The sequence below is a fragment of the Pseudomonas fulva NBRC 16637 = DSM 17717 genome, from assembly GCF_000730565.1.
GTDB lineage: Bacteria > Pseudomonadota > Gammaproteobacteria > Pseudomonadales > Pseudomonadaceae > Aquipseudomonas > Aquipseudomonas fulva.
This window is the reverse complement of the sequence record NZ_BBIQ01000003.1, coordinates 233175-249415: the sequence shown is the minus strand read 5'-3', so window position 1 is coordinate 249415 and position 16241 is coordinate 233175. Positions and strand designations below refer to the sequence as shown.

The 16241-nt window shown below is 61.8% G+C and carries 14 protein-coding genes and 1 pseudogene; 12 read left to right on the top strand and 3 right to left on the bottom strand.

All coding sequences use genetic code 11. The features are described from left to right. Positions 1-13 precede the first annotated feature (13 nt). Both xdhC and guaD read left to right on the top strand, forming a co-directional pair. Positions 14-859: a xanthine dehydrogenase accessory protein XdhC gene (xdhC, locus tag PFU01S_RS05440; RefSeq protein ID WP_027916005.1), complete on the top strand. Its 846-nt coding sequence runs from the start codon at positions 14-16 to the stop codon at positions 857-859. Between the two features lie 10 nt (positions 860-869). Then, the gene (gene guaD, locus PFU01S_RS05435; RefSeq protein WP_027916004.1) at positions 870-2180 is read left to right on the top strand and encodes a guanine deaminase; all 1311 of its coding nucleotides are present in this window, start codon (positions 870-872) and stop codon (positions 2178-2180) included. Between the two features lie 32 nt (positions 2181-2212). On the opposite strand, the gene PFU01S_RS05430 is transcribed toward guaD, so the two are convergent. After that, positions 2213-2968, bottom strand: coding sequence for a GntR family transcriptional regulator (locus tag PFU01S_RS05430; RefSeq protein ID WP_027916003.1), 756 nt, complete (start codon positions 2966-2968; stop codon positions 2213-2215). Between the two features lie 299 nt (positions 2969-3267). Here PFU01S_RS05430 and PFU01S_RS05425 point away from each other — a divergent pair, with 299 nt between their 5' ends. Then, positions 3268-4617 (top strand): NCS2 family permease, encoded by a 1350-nt coding sequence (locus PFU01S_RS05425; RefSeq protein WP_028687967.1) that lies wholly within the window; start codon positions 3268-3270, stop codon positions 4615-4617. A gap of 130 nt (positions 4618-4747) precedes the next feature. After that, positions 4748-4951: pseudogene (locus tag PFU01S_RS22575) on the top strand (RHS repeat-associated core domain-containing protein); the annotation flags it as partial. 622 nt (positions 4952-5573) lie between these two features. On the opposite strand, the gene uraH reads toward PFU01S_RS22575, so the two are convergent. Beyond that, positions 5574-5927, bottom strand: a complete 354-nt coding sequence (gene uraH, locus PFU01S_RS05420) for a hydroxyisourate hydrolase (protein ID WP_027916001.1) — start codon at positions 5925-5927, stop codon at positions 5574-5576. Positions 5928-6299: 372 nt separating this feature from the next. Between uraH and puuE the strand changes: the two genes are divergently transcribed. From puuE to PFU01S_RS05385, 7 genes are all read left to right on the top strand, one after another. After that, a complete protein-coding gene (gene puuE, locus PFU01S_RS05415) occupies positions 6300-7226 on the top strand; it encodes an allantoinase PuuE (protein ID WP_027916000.1) in 927 nt (308 codons plus the stop codon). Beyond that, a complete protein-coding gene (uraD, locus tag PFU01S_RS05410; RefSeq protein ID WP_027915999.1) occupies positions 7226-7741 on the top strand; it encodes a 2-oxo-4-hydroxy-4-carboxy-5-ureidoimidazoline decarboxylase in 516 nt (171 codons plus the stop codon). The genes puuE and uraD overlap by 1 nt, the downstream gene beginning before the upstream one ends. Positions 7742-7790: 49 nt before the next feature. Beyond that, on the top strand, positions 7791-8294 hold the full coding sequence (locus PFU01S_RS05405; protein WP_023535901.1) for an ureidoglycolate lyase: 504 nt from the start codon (positions 7791-7793) through the stop codon (positions 8292-8294). A gap of 59 nt (positions 8295-8353) precedes the next feature. Continuing rightward, complete coding sequence (locus tag PFU01S_RS05400; protein WP_027915998.1) at positions 8354-9667, top strand: urate hydroxylase PuuD; 1314 nt, start codon at positions 8354-8356, stop codon at positions 9665-9667. 159 nt (positions 9668-9826) lie between these two features. Further along, on the top strand, positions 9827-11182 hold the full coding sequence (locus tag PFU01S_RS05395; protein WP_023535929.1) for a nucleobase:cation symporter-2 family protein: 1356 nt from the start codon (positions 9827-9829) through the stop codon (positions 11180-11182). 133 nt (positions 11183-11315) lie between these two features. Continuing rightward, positions 11316-12101: an outer membrane protein OmpK gene (locus PFU01S_RS05390; RefSeq protein ID WP_028687968.1), complete on the top strand. Its 786-nt coding sequence runs from the start codon at positions 11316-11318 to the stop codon at positions 12099-12101. A 354-nt stretch (positions 12102-12455) separates the two neighbouring features. Further along, positions 12456-13238 carry an outer membrane protein OmpK gene (locus PFU01S_RS05385; protein WP_027915996.1) on the top strand — a complete coding sequence of 261 codons (783 nt, stop codon included), beginning with the start codon at positions 12456-12458 and terminating at the stop codon, positions 13236-13238. A 53-nt stretch (positions 13239-13291) separates the two neighbouring features. On the opposite strand, the gene PFU01S_RS05380 is transcribed toward PFU01S_RS05385, so the two are convergent. After that, entirely contained in the window at positions 13292-14212 is a 921-nt protein-coding gene (locus PFU01S_RS05380) for a DUF808 domain-containing protein (protein WP_027915995.1), read from the bottom strand. A gap of 303 nt (positions 14213-14515) precedes the next feature. Here PFU01S_RS05380 and poxB point away from each other — a divergent pair, with 303 nt between their 5' ends. Beyond that, positions 14516-16240, top strand: a complete 1725-nt coding sequence (gene poxB / locus PFU01S_RS05375; protein WP_033737216.1) for a ubiquinone-dependent pyruvate dehydrogenase — start codon at positions 14516-14518, stop codon at positions 16238-16240. The last annotated feature ends 1 nt before the right edge of the window (position 16241 follow it).

Below are 16241 nucleotides of genomic sequence, written 5' to 3'. Positions count from 1 at the left end.
GAGGATCTTGCATATGCACCAATGGATCAACGCCCTGGCCGAACATCAAGCCCGCGGTGAGGCCTGCGTACTGGTGACCATCATCGAGGAGCGCGGCTCCACCCCGCGCAATGCCGGTTCGAAGATGGTGGTCAGCGCGTGCGGTTCATACGACACCATCGGCGGCGGCCATCTGGAATACAAGGCGCTGCATATCGCCCGGCAGATGCTCCTTGAGCAACGCGGCACCCCCCATCTGGAACGCTTCAGCCTGGGCGCCAGCCTCGGCCAGTGCTGCGGGGGCGTGACGGTGCTGTTGTTCGAACCCATGGCCGCCGTGCAAGCGCAGATCGCGGTATTCGGCGCGGGCCATGTAGGCCGGGCTCTGGTACCCTTGCTCGCCGCGCTGCCCTGCCGGGTGCGCTGGATCGATTCGCGCGAGCAGGAATTTCCTGCCCAGATCCCTGCTGGCGTGACGCGCGTGGTGAGCGAGGAGCCGGTCGACGAAGTGGCAGACCTGCCGCCGGGCTGCTACTGCATCGTCATGACCCATAACCATCAGCTCGACCTGGAGCTGACCGCTGCCATCCTCAAGCGCAACGATTTCACCTGGTTCGGCCTGATCGGCTCGAAGACCAAGCGGGTCAAGTTCGAGCATCGCCTGCGCGAGCGCGGGTTCGATGCCGCCGTGGTGGCCCGCATGCGGTGCCCGATGGGCCTGACCGAGGTCAAGGGCAAGCTGCCCATCGAAATCGCCGTGTCCATCGCCGGCGAAATCATCGCCACCTACAACGCCCGCTTCGGCCAGCACGATGCTGCCGCCAACGCCGGCCCCATTGCCCAGTTGCTGCCGCCTTCACGGCGCAGCCAAGCCATTTGACGAGTGAGATATGACCGTTACCCGCAAAGCCTACCGAGCCGCCATCCTGCACAGCATCGCCGACCCGGCCGAGGTCGGCCTGGACGCTTCCCATGAGTATTTCGAAGACGGCCTGCTGGTGATCGACGGCGGACGCATCCAGGCCGTGGGCCATGCCAGTGACCTGTTGCCGACCCTGGACGCCGACATACCGGTAGAGCACTACCAGGACGCATTGATCACCCCAGGTTTCATCGACACCCACATCCACTTCCCGCAGACCGGCATGATCGGTTCCTACGGTGAGCAGTTGCTGGACTGGTTGAACACCTACACCTTCCCTTGCGAGAAGCAATTCGCCGATAAGGACCATGCTGACCAGGTGGCGCACATCTTTCTCAAGGAGCTGCTGCGTAACGGCACCACTACCGCACTGGTGTTCGGCAGTGTGCACCCCGAATCGGTCAATGCCTTGTTCGAGGAAGCCGAGCGCCTGGACCTGCGCCTGATCGCCGGCAAGGTGATGATGGACCGCAATGCCCCCGATTACCTGACCGACACCGCCGAGTCCGGTTACGCTCAGAGCAAGGCGCTGATCGAGCGCTGGCATGGCAAGGGTCGTCTGCATTATGCCGTCACCCCGCGTTTCGCACCGACTAGCACGCCTGAGCAGTTGGCACGGGCCGGCCAACTGCTCAAGGAACACCCAGGCGTCTACCTGCACACGCACCTGTCGGAGAACCTTCAGGAAATCGACTGGGTCAAGTCGCTGTTCCCCGAACAGAAAGGCTACCTGGATGTGTACGACCACTTCGAACTGCTGGGCGAGCGCTCGGTATTCGCCCATGGCGTGCACCTGTGCGACGAAGAATGCCAGCGCTTGGCAGAAACGGGCTCGGCGATCGCGTTCTGCCCCACCTCCAACCTGTTCCTGGGCAGCGGGCTGTTCAACCTGCCCCAGGCGGAGCGTTTCAAGGTCAATGTCGGCCTGGGCACCGACGTAGGCGCCGGCACCAGCTTCTCGCTGCTCAACACGCTCAATGAGGCGTACAAGGTGATGCAACTGCAAGGTGCACGCCTGCACCCCTACAAGTCGCTCTACCTGGCGACCCTGGGCGGTGCGCGTGCGCTGCGCCTGGATGACCGGATTGGCAGCCTGCGCCCGGGCAATGACGCGGACTTCGTGGTGCTGGACTACAAGGCAACGCCTTTGCTGGACTATCGCCTGCAGCAGTCCAGAAGCATCGAGGAGACGTTGTTCGTGTTGACCACCCTGGGCGACGACCGCACGGTTCGTGAAACCTATGCGGCCGGCCGTTGCGTGCATCAGCGCGAAGGATAAGGTTCGCGCTTGATGCGAGCCCAGGCGAGCGGTCAGTTCTTGACCGCGACCTTGGGCTTTTTCAGCAGATGGGAGAACACTGCGTGCAGATCGTCCGAGGCACTCTCCTCGTCCAGGTTCAGCTTGCTGTCGATGTGGTCCATGTGATGCATCATCAGGCTGACGGCCTGGGCGGCGTCACGCGCTTCGATAGCATCGATCAGTTGCAGGTGTTCGTCGTACGAGCAATGGGAACGGTTGCCGCTTTCGTACTGGGCGATGATCAGCGACGTCTGCGATACCAGGCTGCGCTGGAAGCTGACCAGTGGCGCATTACCGGCCGCTTCGGCGAGCTTGAGGTGAAACTCGCCGGACAACCGGATACCGGCACCGCGATCCCCTCGAGAAAAGCTGTCGCGCTCTTCGCGGACCATCTGCCTAAGCTCGGCCAACTGCTCGGCCGTGGCGTGCTCCACGGCAAGCTCGGTGATGGCGCGCTCGACCATGCGCCGCGAGAAGAACACCTGGCGCGCCTCCTCCACGGTTGGGCTGGCGACCACGGCACCTCGGTTGGGCCGCAGCAGCACCACGCTCTCATGAGCCAGCCGTGACAGGGCCCGACGAATGATGGTGCGGCTGACGCCGAAAATCTCGCCCAGCGCCTCTTCGCTGAGCTTGGTGCCCGGCGCCAGACGTTGCTCCAGGATGGCCTCGAAGATGTGCGCATAGACAATGTCGTCCTGGGTACCACTGCGGCCGGCCTTGCCGGTACGCGCGGGTTTTTTCAGGGGTTGCAGCTGTTCGTTCATGGGCTCTCGAGGCACGAAGGAAAGTATGGCGTCATTGTACACAGGCTGAGCCGTTTCTGCAGGCGCGCTTTAACGCATATAGCGATTGTTCACCACACCCGGCATACAAAACATAAAACAGTATTTGCTTTCTTTGTACACAAAAGCATAATCGCTTAGGCAACTTCCTGACCTTACGGTCAACAATATCCAGCGACATTGCAAGCCGCTGGACAGTTGCCGCCCTCGCGGAGCCGCCAAGTGCATTGCTCAGGACCACGGGCTCCATAACAACAAGAAAGACTTGAGGAGTACTCGCTGTGGAAAGCCGCAAAACCGAAGTCCCTACGCTGGACATCGCCTCACCGCCCGCCACGGGTTGGCTGGAGCGCATTTTCAAACTCAGGCAACACGGCAGTACCGTCAAGACCGAGCTGATCGCCGGGGTGACCACCTTCATCACCATGGCCTACATCATTTTCGTCAACCCCAACATCATGGCCGATGCCGGCATCGATCATGGCGCCGCCTTCGTGGCTACCTGCATCGCCGCCGCCCTCGGCTGTCTGCTCATGGGGTTGTATGCCAACTGGCCGGTGGGCCTGGCCCCCGGCATGGGCCTCAATGCGTTCTTCACCTACACCGTGGTCGGCACCATGGGCTACAACTGGGAAACGGCGCTGGGCGCGGTCTTCATCTCCGGCGTGCTGTTCATGTTCCTGACGCTGTCCAAGGTGCGCGAGTGGCTGCTCAACAGCATCCCCGTCAGCCTGCGCCATGCCATGGGCGCCGGTGTGGGCCTGTTCCTCGGCCTGATCGGCCTGAAGACAGCAGGCATCATCGTCGACAGCCCCGCCACCCTGATCAAGCTCGGTTCGCTGCATGAACCAGGCCCGCTGTTGGCGGCGGTGTGCTTCCTGCTGATCGCCATCCTCAGCTACAAGCGGGTATTCGGGGCGATCCTGATCAGCATCATCGGCGTGACGCTGGCGGGCTGGGGCCTAGGGCTGGTGAACTTCGGTGGCGTGGTGTCGATGCCGCCCAGCCTGGCACCGACCTGGATGGCCATGGACGTGGCGGGCGTGTTCAACGTCAGCATGATCAGCGTAGTCCTGGCGTTTCTGTTCGTGCACATGTTCGACACCGCCGGCACGCTGATGGGCGTGGCACAGCGGGCGAACCTGGTGGCCCCCGACGGCCGTATCGAGAACCTGTCCAGGGCCCTCAAGGCCGACAGTGCGTCGAGCGTGTTTGGCGCCGTGGTCGGCGTGCCGCCGGTCACCAGCTATGTGGAAAGCGCAGCGGGGGTGGCCGCCGGGGGTCGCACCGGCCTGACGGCGGTGGTAGTGGGCGTGCTGTTCATCGCCGCCATGTTCTTCGCACCGCTGGCCGGCATGATCCCGGCCTATGCCACCGCAGGTGCCTTGATCTATGTCGCGATGCTGATGATGGGCAGCATGGCGCACATCAATTGGGACGAGGCGACCGACAGCATTCCGGCGATCGTCACCGTAATCATGATGCCACTGACGTTCTCGGTGGCCGATGGCATTGCGCTGGGTTTCATCAGCTACGTGGCATTGAAGGCCGGTACGGGTAAGTACAAGGAGATCTCCGCCAGCTTGTGGGTACTGTGCGCGATCTTCATTGCCAAGTTCGTCTTCCTCTGAATCTTTCTCCGCGACCAAGGGCGTTCAGGCGCCCTTTTGTCATAACCGCCTGCAAGCCGACCAACCTGGGATTTTTGCCAGGTGCAAGCCGCATGGCCGCTTGATACAACTGGACGTCCTTAGCGCAGGTATGCCGATGCACACATCCATATTCGCCGCCCTGACCTATACCCCGTATGGCAGTAGCCCAACATCCACGAGTCCACTGGGCTTCAACGGCGAGTTCAGTGATCCGATCTTCGGCCTGTACCCACTCGGCAACGGCCACAGGGTCTTCAGCCCGACACTGATGAGGTTGCATAGCCCCGATCACCTGAGCCCATTTGCTCAAGGTGGGCTCAATGCATACACCTACTGCCTGGGTGATCCGGTAAATCTGGCCGATCCGTCAGGTCGAGCGGCTGGTCTGTCCAGCAGAATCAAGGAGTCGTTAATTTCGAGCAAGAAGGTCGCGGGCGAAAGCTGGGATCTCACCCGAAAGTCGCTCTTTGCAAACCCACAGCCCGAACACAGCTTTAGTGGAGGCAGGGCCTTGATCAATGAGTACACGACGAGGCTCCCGACCGTTACCCCTTTCACAAAAAAGCTGCACGCCGTGAACAGCCGCCTGGCCAGCCATGGTGATACTTCCCTGAGCAGCGAGCACGCGCAGGCCTATATCGTCATCGCCCAGCGCACCCAACGCGGGAGCATTTCCAACACCTCTGCGCATTTAGCGGCCAGCATGGAATGGATCAAGGAGCAAGGAGCAAGGAGCCCAGCGCATAGTCGGTATGGGCTTCAACCTGCTGGGTGCGTTGGTCTCAGGCGTGGAAGATCAGGCCTTGCTCAAGACCGGCAAGTCGCTGGCGCATACCCAACAGGACATCCGTCTGGAAAACACCAAGGTCTAGGCGAAAAAAAGCCCGCCAGTGTGAGAGCGGGCAAGGACCTACGAAGATTCTTCTAGCGACCAACTAGCTTCCACGATAGGTCGAATAACTGTAAGGCGAGATCAGCAGCGGCACATGGTAGTGCTCCTGCTGCGCATCGATGCCAAAGCGCAATACCACCACATCCAGGAACGGCTGTTCAGGCAGCGCCACGCCACGCCCGCGGTAGTAGTCACCGGCACTGAACTGCAGCTGGTAAACACCGGAACGGTAGTCATCGCCTTGCAACAATGGCGAATCGACGCGGCCATCGCTGTTAGTGAGCGCCGTGGTGACCAGCGTCAGCTGGCTGCCTTCGACACGGTACAACTCCACGTTGATTGCGCTGCCTGGGCAGCCATGGGCTGCGTCCAGTACGTGAGTGGTCAAACGTCCCATCTGCTTGTCGCCTCGTGTTTGCCAGGGGCAAGTACGCACGGCAGTGACCCGAATCGGGGCAGCGTGCGCCTTGGATGAACGCAATTAAGACATTCGCAACGTAAATTGTACACAATTTTTTTGCTTTCCAAGCCGATGCCCTTGTGGGCCATGGCACCAGCGTGAATTAAGCGGGACACTGCGTCTTCGCCTTGCTTAGCTGACCAAGTGGGCAGGTTTCTTGCAAGGTATCCAGACGCGACACCTGGTCATAAATGCGGAAATTCGGACTTACAAAAGAATTCATAAGTTGTATACAATCATTGCATCCGGTGGTGCGACACAGCGACGCGGCCCGCCACCCTGCCCACACGTACAAGAAGGAAGACTGCAGTGAGCGCTGACTACCCTCGCGACATGATCGGTTACGGCAATAACCCTCCTCACCCGCACTGGCCAGGCAACGCCCGCATTGCGCTGTCGTTCGTGCTCAACTACGAAGAAGGCGGCGAGCGCAACATCCTGCATGGTGACAAGGAATCCGAAGCCTTCCTCTCCGAGATGGTCGCGGCCCAGCCGTTGCAGGGCGTGCGCAACCAGAGCATGGAGTCGCTCTATGAATACGGTAGCCGCGCAGGCGTATGGCGCCTGCTCAAGCTGTTCAAGGACAGCGGGATCCCCTTGACCATCTTCGCCGTGGCCATGGCCGCCCAGCGCCACCCCGACGTCATCCGCGCCATGGTCCAGGCTGGTCATGAAATCTGCAGCCACGGCTACCGCTGGATCGACTACCAGTACATGGACGAGGCCCAGGAGCGCGAGCACATGCTCGAAGCCATCCGCATCCTGACCGAAATCACTGGCGAACGCCCGCTGGGCTGGTACACCGGCCGCACCGGCCCCAACACCCGTCGGCTAGTCATGGAAGAAGGCGGCTTTCTCTACGACAGCGACACCTATGACGACGACTTGCCCTACTGGGAGCCGAACAATCCCACCGGCAAGCCGCACCTGGTCATCCCTTACACCCTGGACACCAATGACATGCGCTTCACCCAGGTCCAGGGCTTCAACTGTGGCGAGCAGTTCTACCAGTACCTCAAGGACGCCTTCGACGTACTGTACGCCGAAGGCGCCGAGGCGCCGAAGATGCTCTCCATCGGCCTGCACTGCCGCCTGGTCGGCCGGCCGGCACGCCTGGCAGCGCTCAAGCGTTTCGTCGACTACGCCAAAAGCCACGAGCAGGTATGGTTCGCCCGCCGTGTCGACATTGCCCGCCACTGGCAAGCCACCCACCCGTACCAGAAAGAGACCGTCTGATGACCACCTTCAAGACCCTCAAGCCGTCCACCCTTGACCGTGACGCGTTCGTTCACGCCTTCGCCGACATCTACGAGCACTCGCCCTGGGTTGCCGAGAAGGCCTACGACCTCGGCCAATTGGACGAACTGGACAACGTGCACGCGCTGCACCAGCGCATGAGCGACATCCTGCTGAGCGCACCTCACGCCGACCAACTGGCCTTGATCAACGCCCACCCGGACCTGGCCGGCAAGGCTGCCGTCCAGGGTGAACTGACCGCCTCGAGCACCAACGAACAGGCCGGGGCCGGTATTCACCAATGCACCGCCGAGGAATTCGCGCGCTTCACCTCGCTCAACGAGGCGTACAAGGCCAAGTTCCAGTTCCCGTTCATCATGGCCGTCAAGGGCAGCGACCGGCACCAGATCCTGGCCTCGTTCGAACAGCGCATCCACAACGATGCGAAGGCCGAGTTCGCCGAGGCGCTCAAGCAGATCAACCAGATCGCCCTGTTCCGCCTGCAACAGCTGTAAGCGACCGACGATTCTTTACAGAACAACGCACAATAGAAGAGATAACCGCATGCGCACCCTGATGATCGAGCCCCTGACCAAAGAAGCCTTCGCCCCTTTCGGTGACGTGATCGAAACCGATGGCAGCGACCACTTCATGATCAACAACGGCTCGACCATGCGCTTTCACAAGCTCGCCACGGTCGAGACCGCCGAGCCTGAAGACAAGGCGATCATCAGTATTTTCCGCGCCGACGCGCTGGAAATGCCGCTGACCGTGCGCATGCTCGAACGCCATCCGCTGGGCAGCCAGGCTTTCATTCCGCTGCTCGGCAACCCCTTTCTGATCGTGGTCGCGCCACTTGGCGATGCACCTGTATCAGGCTTGGTCCGCGCCTTCCGCAGCAACGGCAGGCAGGGCGTCAATTACCATCGCGGCGTCTGGCACCACCCGGTGCTGACGATCGAAAAGCGGGATGACTTCCTGGTGGTTGATCGCAGTGGTTCTGGCAACAACTGCGATGAGCATTACTTCAGCGAGGAACAGATGCTGATCCTCAACCCCCACCAATAAGAAAAGGTCGGTCATGCCAGGGCACTGCCCGCGCCTGTGACCGGCAAGAGGTACATACTGTGGAAGCACACCTTCACGAGTGGCTGAACCTGAGCATTCGCTGGGTTCACATGATCACCGGCGTGGCCTGGATCGGTGCATCGTTCTACTTTGTCTGGCTGGAGAACCACCTGAATCGAAGCAACCCGCGCGATGGGTTGTCAGGTGACCTCTGGGCCATCCATGGCGGTGGTATCTACCACCTGGAAAAATACAAGCTCGCCCCGCCGAAAATGCCCGAGAACCTGCACTGGTTCAAATGGGAAGCCTACTTCACCTGGATGTCCGGCATTGCCCTGCTGTGCGTGGTGTTCTACTGGAACCCCACCTTGTACCTGCTGGCACCGGGTAGCACCCTCAGTGGCGCCGAGGGCGTGGCGATCGGTATCGGGTCGCTGGTCGTGGGCTGGTTCGTCTACGATTTCCTGTGCGACTCGCCCCTGGGCAAGCGCCCTGCCCTGCTCGGTGCGGTGCTGTTCGTGCTGATCATTGCCGCCTGCTGGGGCTTCAGCCTGGTGTTCAGTGGCCGCGGCGCCTACCTGCACACGGGCGCGATCATCGGCACCATCATGGTCGGCAACGTGTTCCGTATCATCATGCCGGCCCAGCGCCAGCTGGTGGCTGCCATCGAGAACAACCAGACCCCGGACCCGGTCTTGCCGGCCAAGGGCCTGCTGCGGTCACGCCACAACAACTACTTCACGCTGCCGGTGCTGTTCATCATGATCAGCAACCACTTCCCCAGCACCTACGGCAGCCAGTACAACTGGCTGATCCTGGCGGGGATCGCAGTGGCGGCGGTGTTGATCCGTCACTACTTCAACACCCGTCACGACAGCAACAAGTACGCCTGGACGCTGCCGGTCGGTGCCCTGGCCATGATCTGCCTGGCCTATGTCACCGGTCCCAAGCCAATGCCGGTCAGCCCGGAACAGGCCGCTGCCAAGATCGAATACCAGCCATTGCCAGCCACAGCCGTGGGCGGCAAAACGGCCGCCGAGCGCCGCGCCGAAGACGCGGCCAAGCCCGCCGAACCGGCGGTGCCGGCCGAGGCGACGGCGCAGGCCGGCGGTGACAGCTTCGAGAAGATCCATCACGTGATCCAGGAACGCTGCACCGTGTGCCACTCCTCGAAACCGACCAGCCCACTGTTCAGCGCCGCTCCAGGTGGCGTGATGTTCGACACACCGCAACAGATCCAGGCCCAGGCCGCGCGCATCCAGGCGCAAGCGGTTGCCAGCCAGATCATGCCGCTGGGCAACATCACGCAGATGACCACCGAGGAGCGCAAGCTGGTAGGCGACTGGATCGCCAAGGGCGCGCCGGTCAACTGAGCGTAATTGGCTACACCGCATAACGTCGTACGCAAGCATCGAGCGCAGGCGCTGGCACAGACTTCAAACAAGGCGATCTTCAGGTTGAAGACCGCCATTTGAAGCCTGGGCTCGCCCGCCGCTTGGATCCGAGAATAAAAACAAAACTCGAGGTGCTGCATGTCCGAGTCATCCAAGGCGTCTATTCCGGTAGCGCCGCCGCGACAGCCCCTGCCCCTGTTCCAGCTCTTTCTGGTTGGCCTGCAACATGTGCTTCTGATGTATGGCGGCGCCATCGCGGTACCGCTGATCATCGGCCAGGCTGCAGGCCTGTCCCGCGAAGAAGTTGCCTTTCTGATCAACGCCGACCTGCTGGTCGCCGGCGTCGCCACCCTGGTGCAGTCGCTGGGCATCGGCCCTGTGGGTATTCGCATGCCCGTGATGATGGGGGCCAGCTTTGCCGCCGTCGGCAGCATGGTGGCCATGGCCGGCATGCCCGGCGTGGGCCTGCAGGGCATCTTCGGGGCCACCATTGCCGCAGGCTTCTTCGGCATGCTGGTCGCGCCCTTCATGTCCAAGGTGGTGAGGTTCTTCCCGCCGCTGGTGACCGGCACGGTGATCACGTCCATTGGCCTGTCGCTGTTCCCCGTGGCGGTGAACTGGGCCGGAGGCGGCCAGCAAGCGACCACCTTCGGCTCACCGATCTATCTGCTGGTCGCCGGCCTGGTGCTGGCAGTGATTCTGCTGATCAACCGTTTCATGCGGGGCTTCTGGGTCAACGTGTCGGTGCTGGTGGGGATGGGCCTGGGTTACCTGCTGGCGGGGTCGATCGGCATGGTCGACCTCTCGGGCCTGGGGGCTACCCCCTGGCTGCAGGTGGTCACGCCGCTGCACTTTGGCATGCCCACCTTCAGCCTGGCCCCGATCCTGTCGATGTGCCTGGTGGTGGTGATCATTTTCGTCGAATCCACGGGCATGTTCCTGGCCCTGGGCAAGGTCACCGACCGTGAAGTCACCCCAGGCATGCTGCGCCGGGGGCTGCTGTGCGACGCAGGCGCCTCTTTCATCGCAGGCTTTTTCAACACCTTCACCCATTCCTCGTTCGCCCAGAACATCGGCCTGGTGCAGATGACCGGCGTACGCTGCCGTTTCGTCACGGTGGTGGCCGGCGGCTTGCTGGTGGTGCTCAGCTTGCTGCCCAAGGCGGCCTACCTGATCGCCTCGATCCCGCCAGCGGTGCTGGGCGGCGCGTCCATTGCCATGTTCGGCATGGTCACTGCCACGGGCATCAAGATCCTCCAGGAAGCGGACATCGGCGATCGGCGCAATCAGTTGCTGGTTGCGGTCAGCGTCGGTTTCGGTCTGATCCCGGTGGTACGGCCGGAGTTCTTCGCCCAGATGCCCCAGTGGATGGAGCCCATCACCCACAGCGGCATCGCCATGGCCACGGTCAGTGCGCTGGTGCTCAACGTGCTGTTCAACATCCTCGGCGGCGCGGACCGCGCAGCGCACAACGCGCCCTGCCACCCCCACTGAGCCAACGGGCGGCGCCCTGGCCGCCCATGCTTCACGCCTGAATCACTGCTGTGCCGTCGGCCCACTGCGCGTGGGCCGCCCGGGGCGCGCACGCGCCTGACAACCCACAAGAACAACATCCGGGAGCTGTCACATGAACCACATCCCCACCGCCTTTTTGCTAGGCACCAGCCTGCTTGCCAGCGTACCGAGCCAGGCCGGCCAATGGCTGCAATGGCACGGCGAGAGCCTGACCTACCTGTACGGCAAGGATTTCAAGATCAACCCTGGCATTCAGCAGACGCTTACCTTCGAGCACGCCAACAAGTGGAAATACGGCGACACGTTCCTGTTTGTCGACAAGATTTTCTACAACGGCAAGGCCGACCCCGGCAAAGGGGTGACCACCTACTACGGCGAGTTCAGCCCTCGCTTCTCGCTGGGCAAGATCCTCGACCGCAAGCTTGCGTTCGGTCCGGTCAAGGACGTGCTGCTGGCCATGACCTACGAGCGTGGCGAAGGTGACAATGAAGCCTACCTGATCGGCCCAGGCTTCGACCTGGATGTGCCAGGCTTCAATTACTTCGTGCTCAATTTCTACGTGCGCAATACCGAGGGCAGCCGCCCCGGCGACAACGTATGGCAAATCACGCCCGCCTGGTCCTACACCGTGCCACTGGGCAAATCCGACATTCTGATAGACGGCTACATGGACTGGGTGACCGACAACGACCAGAACCGACGGGGCACCTATCACGCCAACCTGCACTTCAACCCGCAGGTGAAATACGACCTGGGCAAGGCGCTGAGCCTGGGCGACAAGCAGCTGTACGTGGGCTTGGAGTACAGCTACTGGAAAGACAAATACGGCATCGACAGCCGGGGCGCCCTGGACAGCAATCAGAGCGTGGCCAGTGCCTTGATCAAGGTACACTTCTGACAACCTGACCACATGCACAGGTTTGCTCCACCGTGCTCCATGACGGAGCACTTGAGGCCAGGCGCGCAAGCCAGTAATCTGCGCGCCCCCTCGATCAGGGCAGGACGGATTCTGCCTGCGTTTACTGACCGCTCAGTCAATGAATTCGGGCGGTTGGCCAACGTGTTGCCAGCCTGAAAGACCCTTTTCATCCGTTCAGAACGACGTCGAGCAGGACGGTTTCGCCAACCGGGAAGAAGTTGGCTCAACCCTTGCCAGACAGCTGTGGCCCATCGAAAAAAGCTGACTACAAAGACAGAAAAAGCGCCAACACCGAGCGCTGACAACAGATCAACCAAGGGAGCGACATCCGCAATGCGTACCATCAACAGCCTGATCCTCGCCGGCGGCCTGCTGGCCTGTGGCACCACCTTCGCCGGCGACCTGCTGCAGTGGCAGAGCAACAGCCTGACCTACCTGTGGGGCAAGAACTTCAAGGTCAACCCGTCGACCCAACAGACCCTGACCTTCGAGCACGCCGACGGCTGGAAGTACGGCGATAACTTCCTGTTCGTCGACAAGATCTTCTACCAAGGCCAGAAGGACGCCGGCAACGGCCCCAACACCTACTACGGCGAGATCAGCCCGCGGCTGTCGTTCAACAAGATCTTCGATCAGAAGCTGTCCTTCGGGCCGGTCAAGGACGTGCTGCTGGCCATGACCTACGAGTTTGGCGAGGGCGACACCGAAGCCTACCTGATCGGCCCCGGCTTCGACCTGGACATCCCAGGCTTCGACTACTTCCAGCTGAACTTCTACCAGCGCACCACCGACGGCAGCCGCCCTGGCGACAATGTCTGGCAGATCACCCCGGTGTGGGCCTACACCATTCCGGTCGGCGCCTCCGACGTGTTGATCGATGGCTTCATGGACTGGGTGGTGGACAACGATGAAAACCGCCGTGGCACCTACCACGCCAACTTGCACTTCAACCCGCAGATCAAGTATGACCTGGGCAAAGCCATGCACCTGGGCGAGAAGCAGCTGTACGTGGGTGTGGAATACGACTACTGGAAGAACAAGTACGGCATCAAGGATTCCGGCGCCTTCACCACTGACCAGAACACCATGAGCTTCCTGGTCAAGGTGCTGTTCTGATCACGGCATGATGACGGGGCCGCCTGGCGGCCCCTTTGCCCAAGCGTTGTCGCTCAGCCCGTAGCGCGTGCGCGAACCCAAGAGAAACCGCCGACCACCAGCGCCGTCAAGCCGCCAGCGACAGCCCCGACAACCCCGAACACGACGAGCTTGGCCACTGCTTCCCAGCTTCCGCTGTGCGCAACCCAGCCTTCGATGACGTGCTCAAGTGGCGCAATGCCTTCAGCAATGAATGTACCGCCGACCAGAAACATCGCGACCGTGCCGATCCAGGACAGCGCCTTCATCAGGAAAGGCGCGGCCGACACCAGCACTTCACCCAGCTTTCTGACCGCGCGACCCCACATACCCTGGGCTTTGGATTTCGCCAGGGCGAACCCTGCGTCGTCCAGCCGCACGATGCCAGCGACCAGCCCGTACACGCCAATCGTCATCACCAAGGCGATCAAGACCAAGGTCAGAATCTGCTGGTACAGCGGGGCCTCAGCCACCACGTTGAGGGTAATGACGATGATTTCCGCGCTCAGGATGAAGTCGGTCTTGATCGCCCCTTTGACCTTGCGTTTTTCATACGCGGCCAGTTCCTCGGGGGTCTTGGGAAGCGCTTTTTTCCCTTGCCCCTTCGCGCCATGCTCGCTGCGGGAAAACTTGTCCTTGATCGCCTCGAAGCCCTCGTAGCACAGGTACAGGCCGCCGGCCATGAGCAGCCATTTGACCGCCGCCGGCAGCACCGCACTAAGGATCAGGGCGCACGGCACCAGGATGGCCTTGTTCTTCAGAGAGCCTTTGAATACGGCCCATACCACCGGCAGTTCGCGATCGGCCTTCATGCCTGTTACTTGCTCGGCGTTAACGGCCAAGTCATCGCTCAGTACGCTGGCCGACTTCTTGGCCGCGACCTTGGTCATCAACGAGATGTCATCCAACAGGGCCGCGATGTCATCCAACAACGCAAAAAAACTGCTGCCAGCCATTCCATTCATCCTTAGTAGACGCGTGCGATTTCATCATCCTGAAGCGCCTGAATAACCAGGCGCGCTCCCAGGGCAATCACGATGGCATACAGACCGGCCGGTGGCGGAACAGTTCTGCCGGGCGCGCGCGTGCCGTGGCCTGCCGGCGGCAGATGACCCAGGACGCACACATGGGTTTCAGGGCAGCGTCAGGCACGGGGCAGCGCGCATGACGATTCGTTCATGGACGCAAACGAACAGCCGTGGCCAAGCGCCTGTCTCTATCCCATCGATCACGTTCTTCCATTCGCACCAGGAGTACCCATGGCAAAGCTCAACATGGCCCAGCAGTTGGCCTCGACACTCGAACAAGCCGGTATCAAGCGGATCTGGGGCCTGACCGGCGACAGTCTCAATGGCCTGACCGACGCCCTGCGCAGCATGGACAGCATCGAGTGGATGCACGTGCGCCATGAGGAAGTTGCGGCCTTTGCCGCCGGTGCCGAGGCGGCGGTAACCGGTGAGCTGACGGTGTGCGCGGGTAGTTGCGGGCCGGGCAACCTGCATTTGATCAATGGCCTGTTCGACTGCCACCGCAACCGGGTGCCCGTGCTGGCCATCGCCGCGCAGATCCCCTCCTCGGAGATTGGCCTGAACTACTTCCAGGAAACCCACCCGCAGGAACTGTTCAAGGAATGCAGCCATTTCATCGAACTGGTCAGCAACCCTGCGCAAATGCCGCAGGTGCTGCACCGGGCCATGCGTTCGGCCATCCTCAATCGCGGTGTGGCGGTGGTGGTGATTCCCGGTGACGTCTCGCTGCTGGAGGTCGAGCAGAAACCGGCGGCCTGGCCTACCCTGCAGCAGCCACGCATTTTGCCCACGGACGTCGATCTGCAGCGCCTGACCGAATTGTTGCAAGACAGCCACAAGGTGACCCTGCTGTGCGGCAGCGGCTGCGCAGGTGCGCACGACCAGGTCGTGGCCCTGGCCGATGCACTCGGCGCACCGGTGGTCCATGCGCTGCGCGGTAAGGAGCATGTGGAATGGGACAACCCCTTCGACGTCGGCATGACGGGCTTGATCGGCTTCAGTTCCGGTTACCACGCCATGCTCGGCTGCGACACGCTGGTGATGCTGGGCACCGACTTTCCCTACCGGCAGTTTTTCCCGAGCGACGCCAAGATCGTGCAGGTCGACCGTGACCCGCAAGCGCTGGGGCGACGCGCCACGTTATCGCTGGGTATCGCTGCCGATGTCGGCGAAACGCTCACCGCCCTGCTGCCACGCCTGACGCGCAAGACTGATCGGCGCTTCCTGGATGATGCACTCAAAGCCTATGACAAGGCGCGCCAGGGGCTGGACGATCTGGCGGTACCCTCCAAGGGTGACCGGCCGATCCATCCACAATATGTCACACGCCTGCTCAGCGAACTGGCCACCGAAGACGCGATCTTCACCGCCGACGTCGGTTCGCCCACGGTCTGGGCGGCGCGTTACCTGAAGATGAATGGCCAGCGTCGCCTGGTCGGCTCGTTCAACCACGGCTCGATGGCCAACGCCATGCCACAGGCCATGGGCGCACAGGCGGCCTTCCCGGGGCGCCAGGTGATCTCGCTGAGTGGCGATGGTGGGTTCAGCATGCTGATGGGTGACTTCATTTCGCTCGCGCAGCTCAAGCTGCCCGTGAAGGTGGTGGTGTTCAATAACGCGTCACTGGGCTTCGTCGCCATGGAAATGAAGGCTGCCGGCTACCTCGATACCGGCACCGACCTGCACAACCCCGATTTCGCCGCCATGTCCAATGCCATGGGCATCCTGGGGATTCGCGTCGAGCGCTCCGAAGACCTGGAGCAGGCCCTGCGCCGTGCGCTGGCCCACGACGGCCCCGTACTGGTCGACGTGGTCACCGCCACCCAAGAACTGGTCATGCCGCCAGCGATCAAGCTGGAGCAGGCCAAGGGCTTTAGCCTGTACATGCTCAAGGCCGTGATGAGCGGGCGCGGCGACGAGGTGCTGGACCTGGCGAAGACCAACCTGCTGCGCTAGC

Bases quoted from the DNA above. Each gene is read 5' to 3' on its own strand.
- PFU01S_RS05390 (WP_028687968.1), top strand. From the start codon at position 11,316: ATGAACCACATCCCCACCGCCTTTTTGCTAGGCACCAGCCTGCTTGCC.
- PFU01S_RS05385 (WP_027915996.1), top strand. From the start codon at position 12,456: ATGCGTACCATCAACAGCCTGATCCTCGCCGGCGGCCTGCTGGCCTGT.
- uraH (WP_027916001.1), bottom strand. From the start codon at position 5,927: ATGGGACGTTTGACCACTCACGTACTGGACGCAGCCCATGGCTGCCCA.
- guaD (WP_027916004.1), top strand. From the start codon at position 870: ATGACCGTTACCCGCAAAGCCTACCGAGCCGCCATCCTGCACAGCATC.
- uraD (WP_027915999.1), top strand. From the start codon at position 7,226: ATGACCACCTTCAAGACCCTCAAGCCGTCCACCCTTGACCGTGACGCG.
- poxB (WP_033737216.1), top strand. From the start codon at position 14,516: ATGGCAAAGCTCAACATGGCCCAGCAGTTGGCCTCGACACTCGAACAA.
- PFU01S_RS05405 (WP_023535901.1), top strand. From the start codon at position 7,791: ATGCGCACCCTGATGATCGAGCCCCTGACCAAAGAAGCCTTCGCCCCT.
- PFU01S_RS05380 (WP_027915995.1), bottom strand. From the start codon at position 14,212: ATGGCTGGCAGCAGTTTTTTTGCGTTGTTGGATGACATCGCGGCCCTG.
- PFU01S_RS05430 (WP_027916003.1), bottom strand. From the start codon at position 2,968: ATGAACGAACAGCTGCAACCCCTGAAAAAACCCGCGCGTACCGGCAAG.
- xdhC (WP_027916005.1), top strand. From the start codon at position 14: ATGCACCAATGGATCAACGCCCTGGCCGAACATCAAGCCCGCGGTGAG.
- PFU01S_RS05395 (WP_023535929.1), top strand. From the start codon at position 9,827: ATGTCCGAGTCATCCAAGGCGTCTATTCCGGTAGCGCCGCCGCGACAG.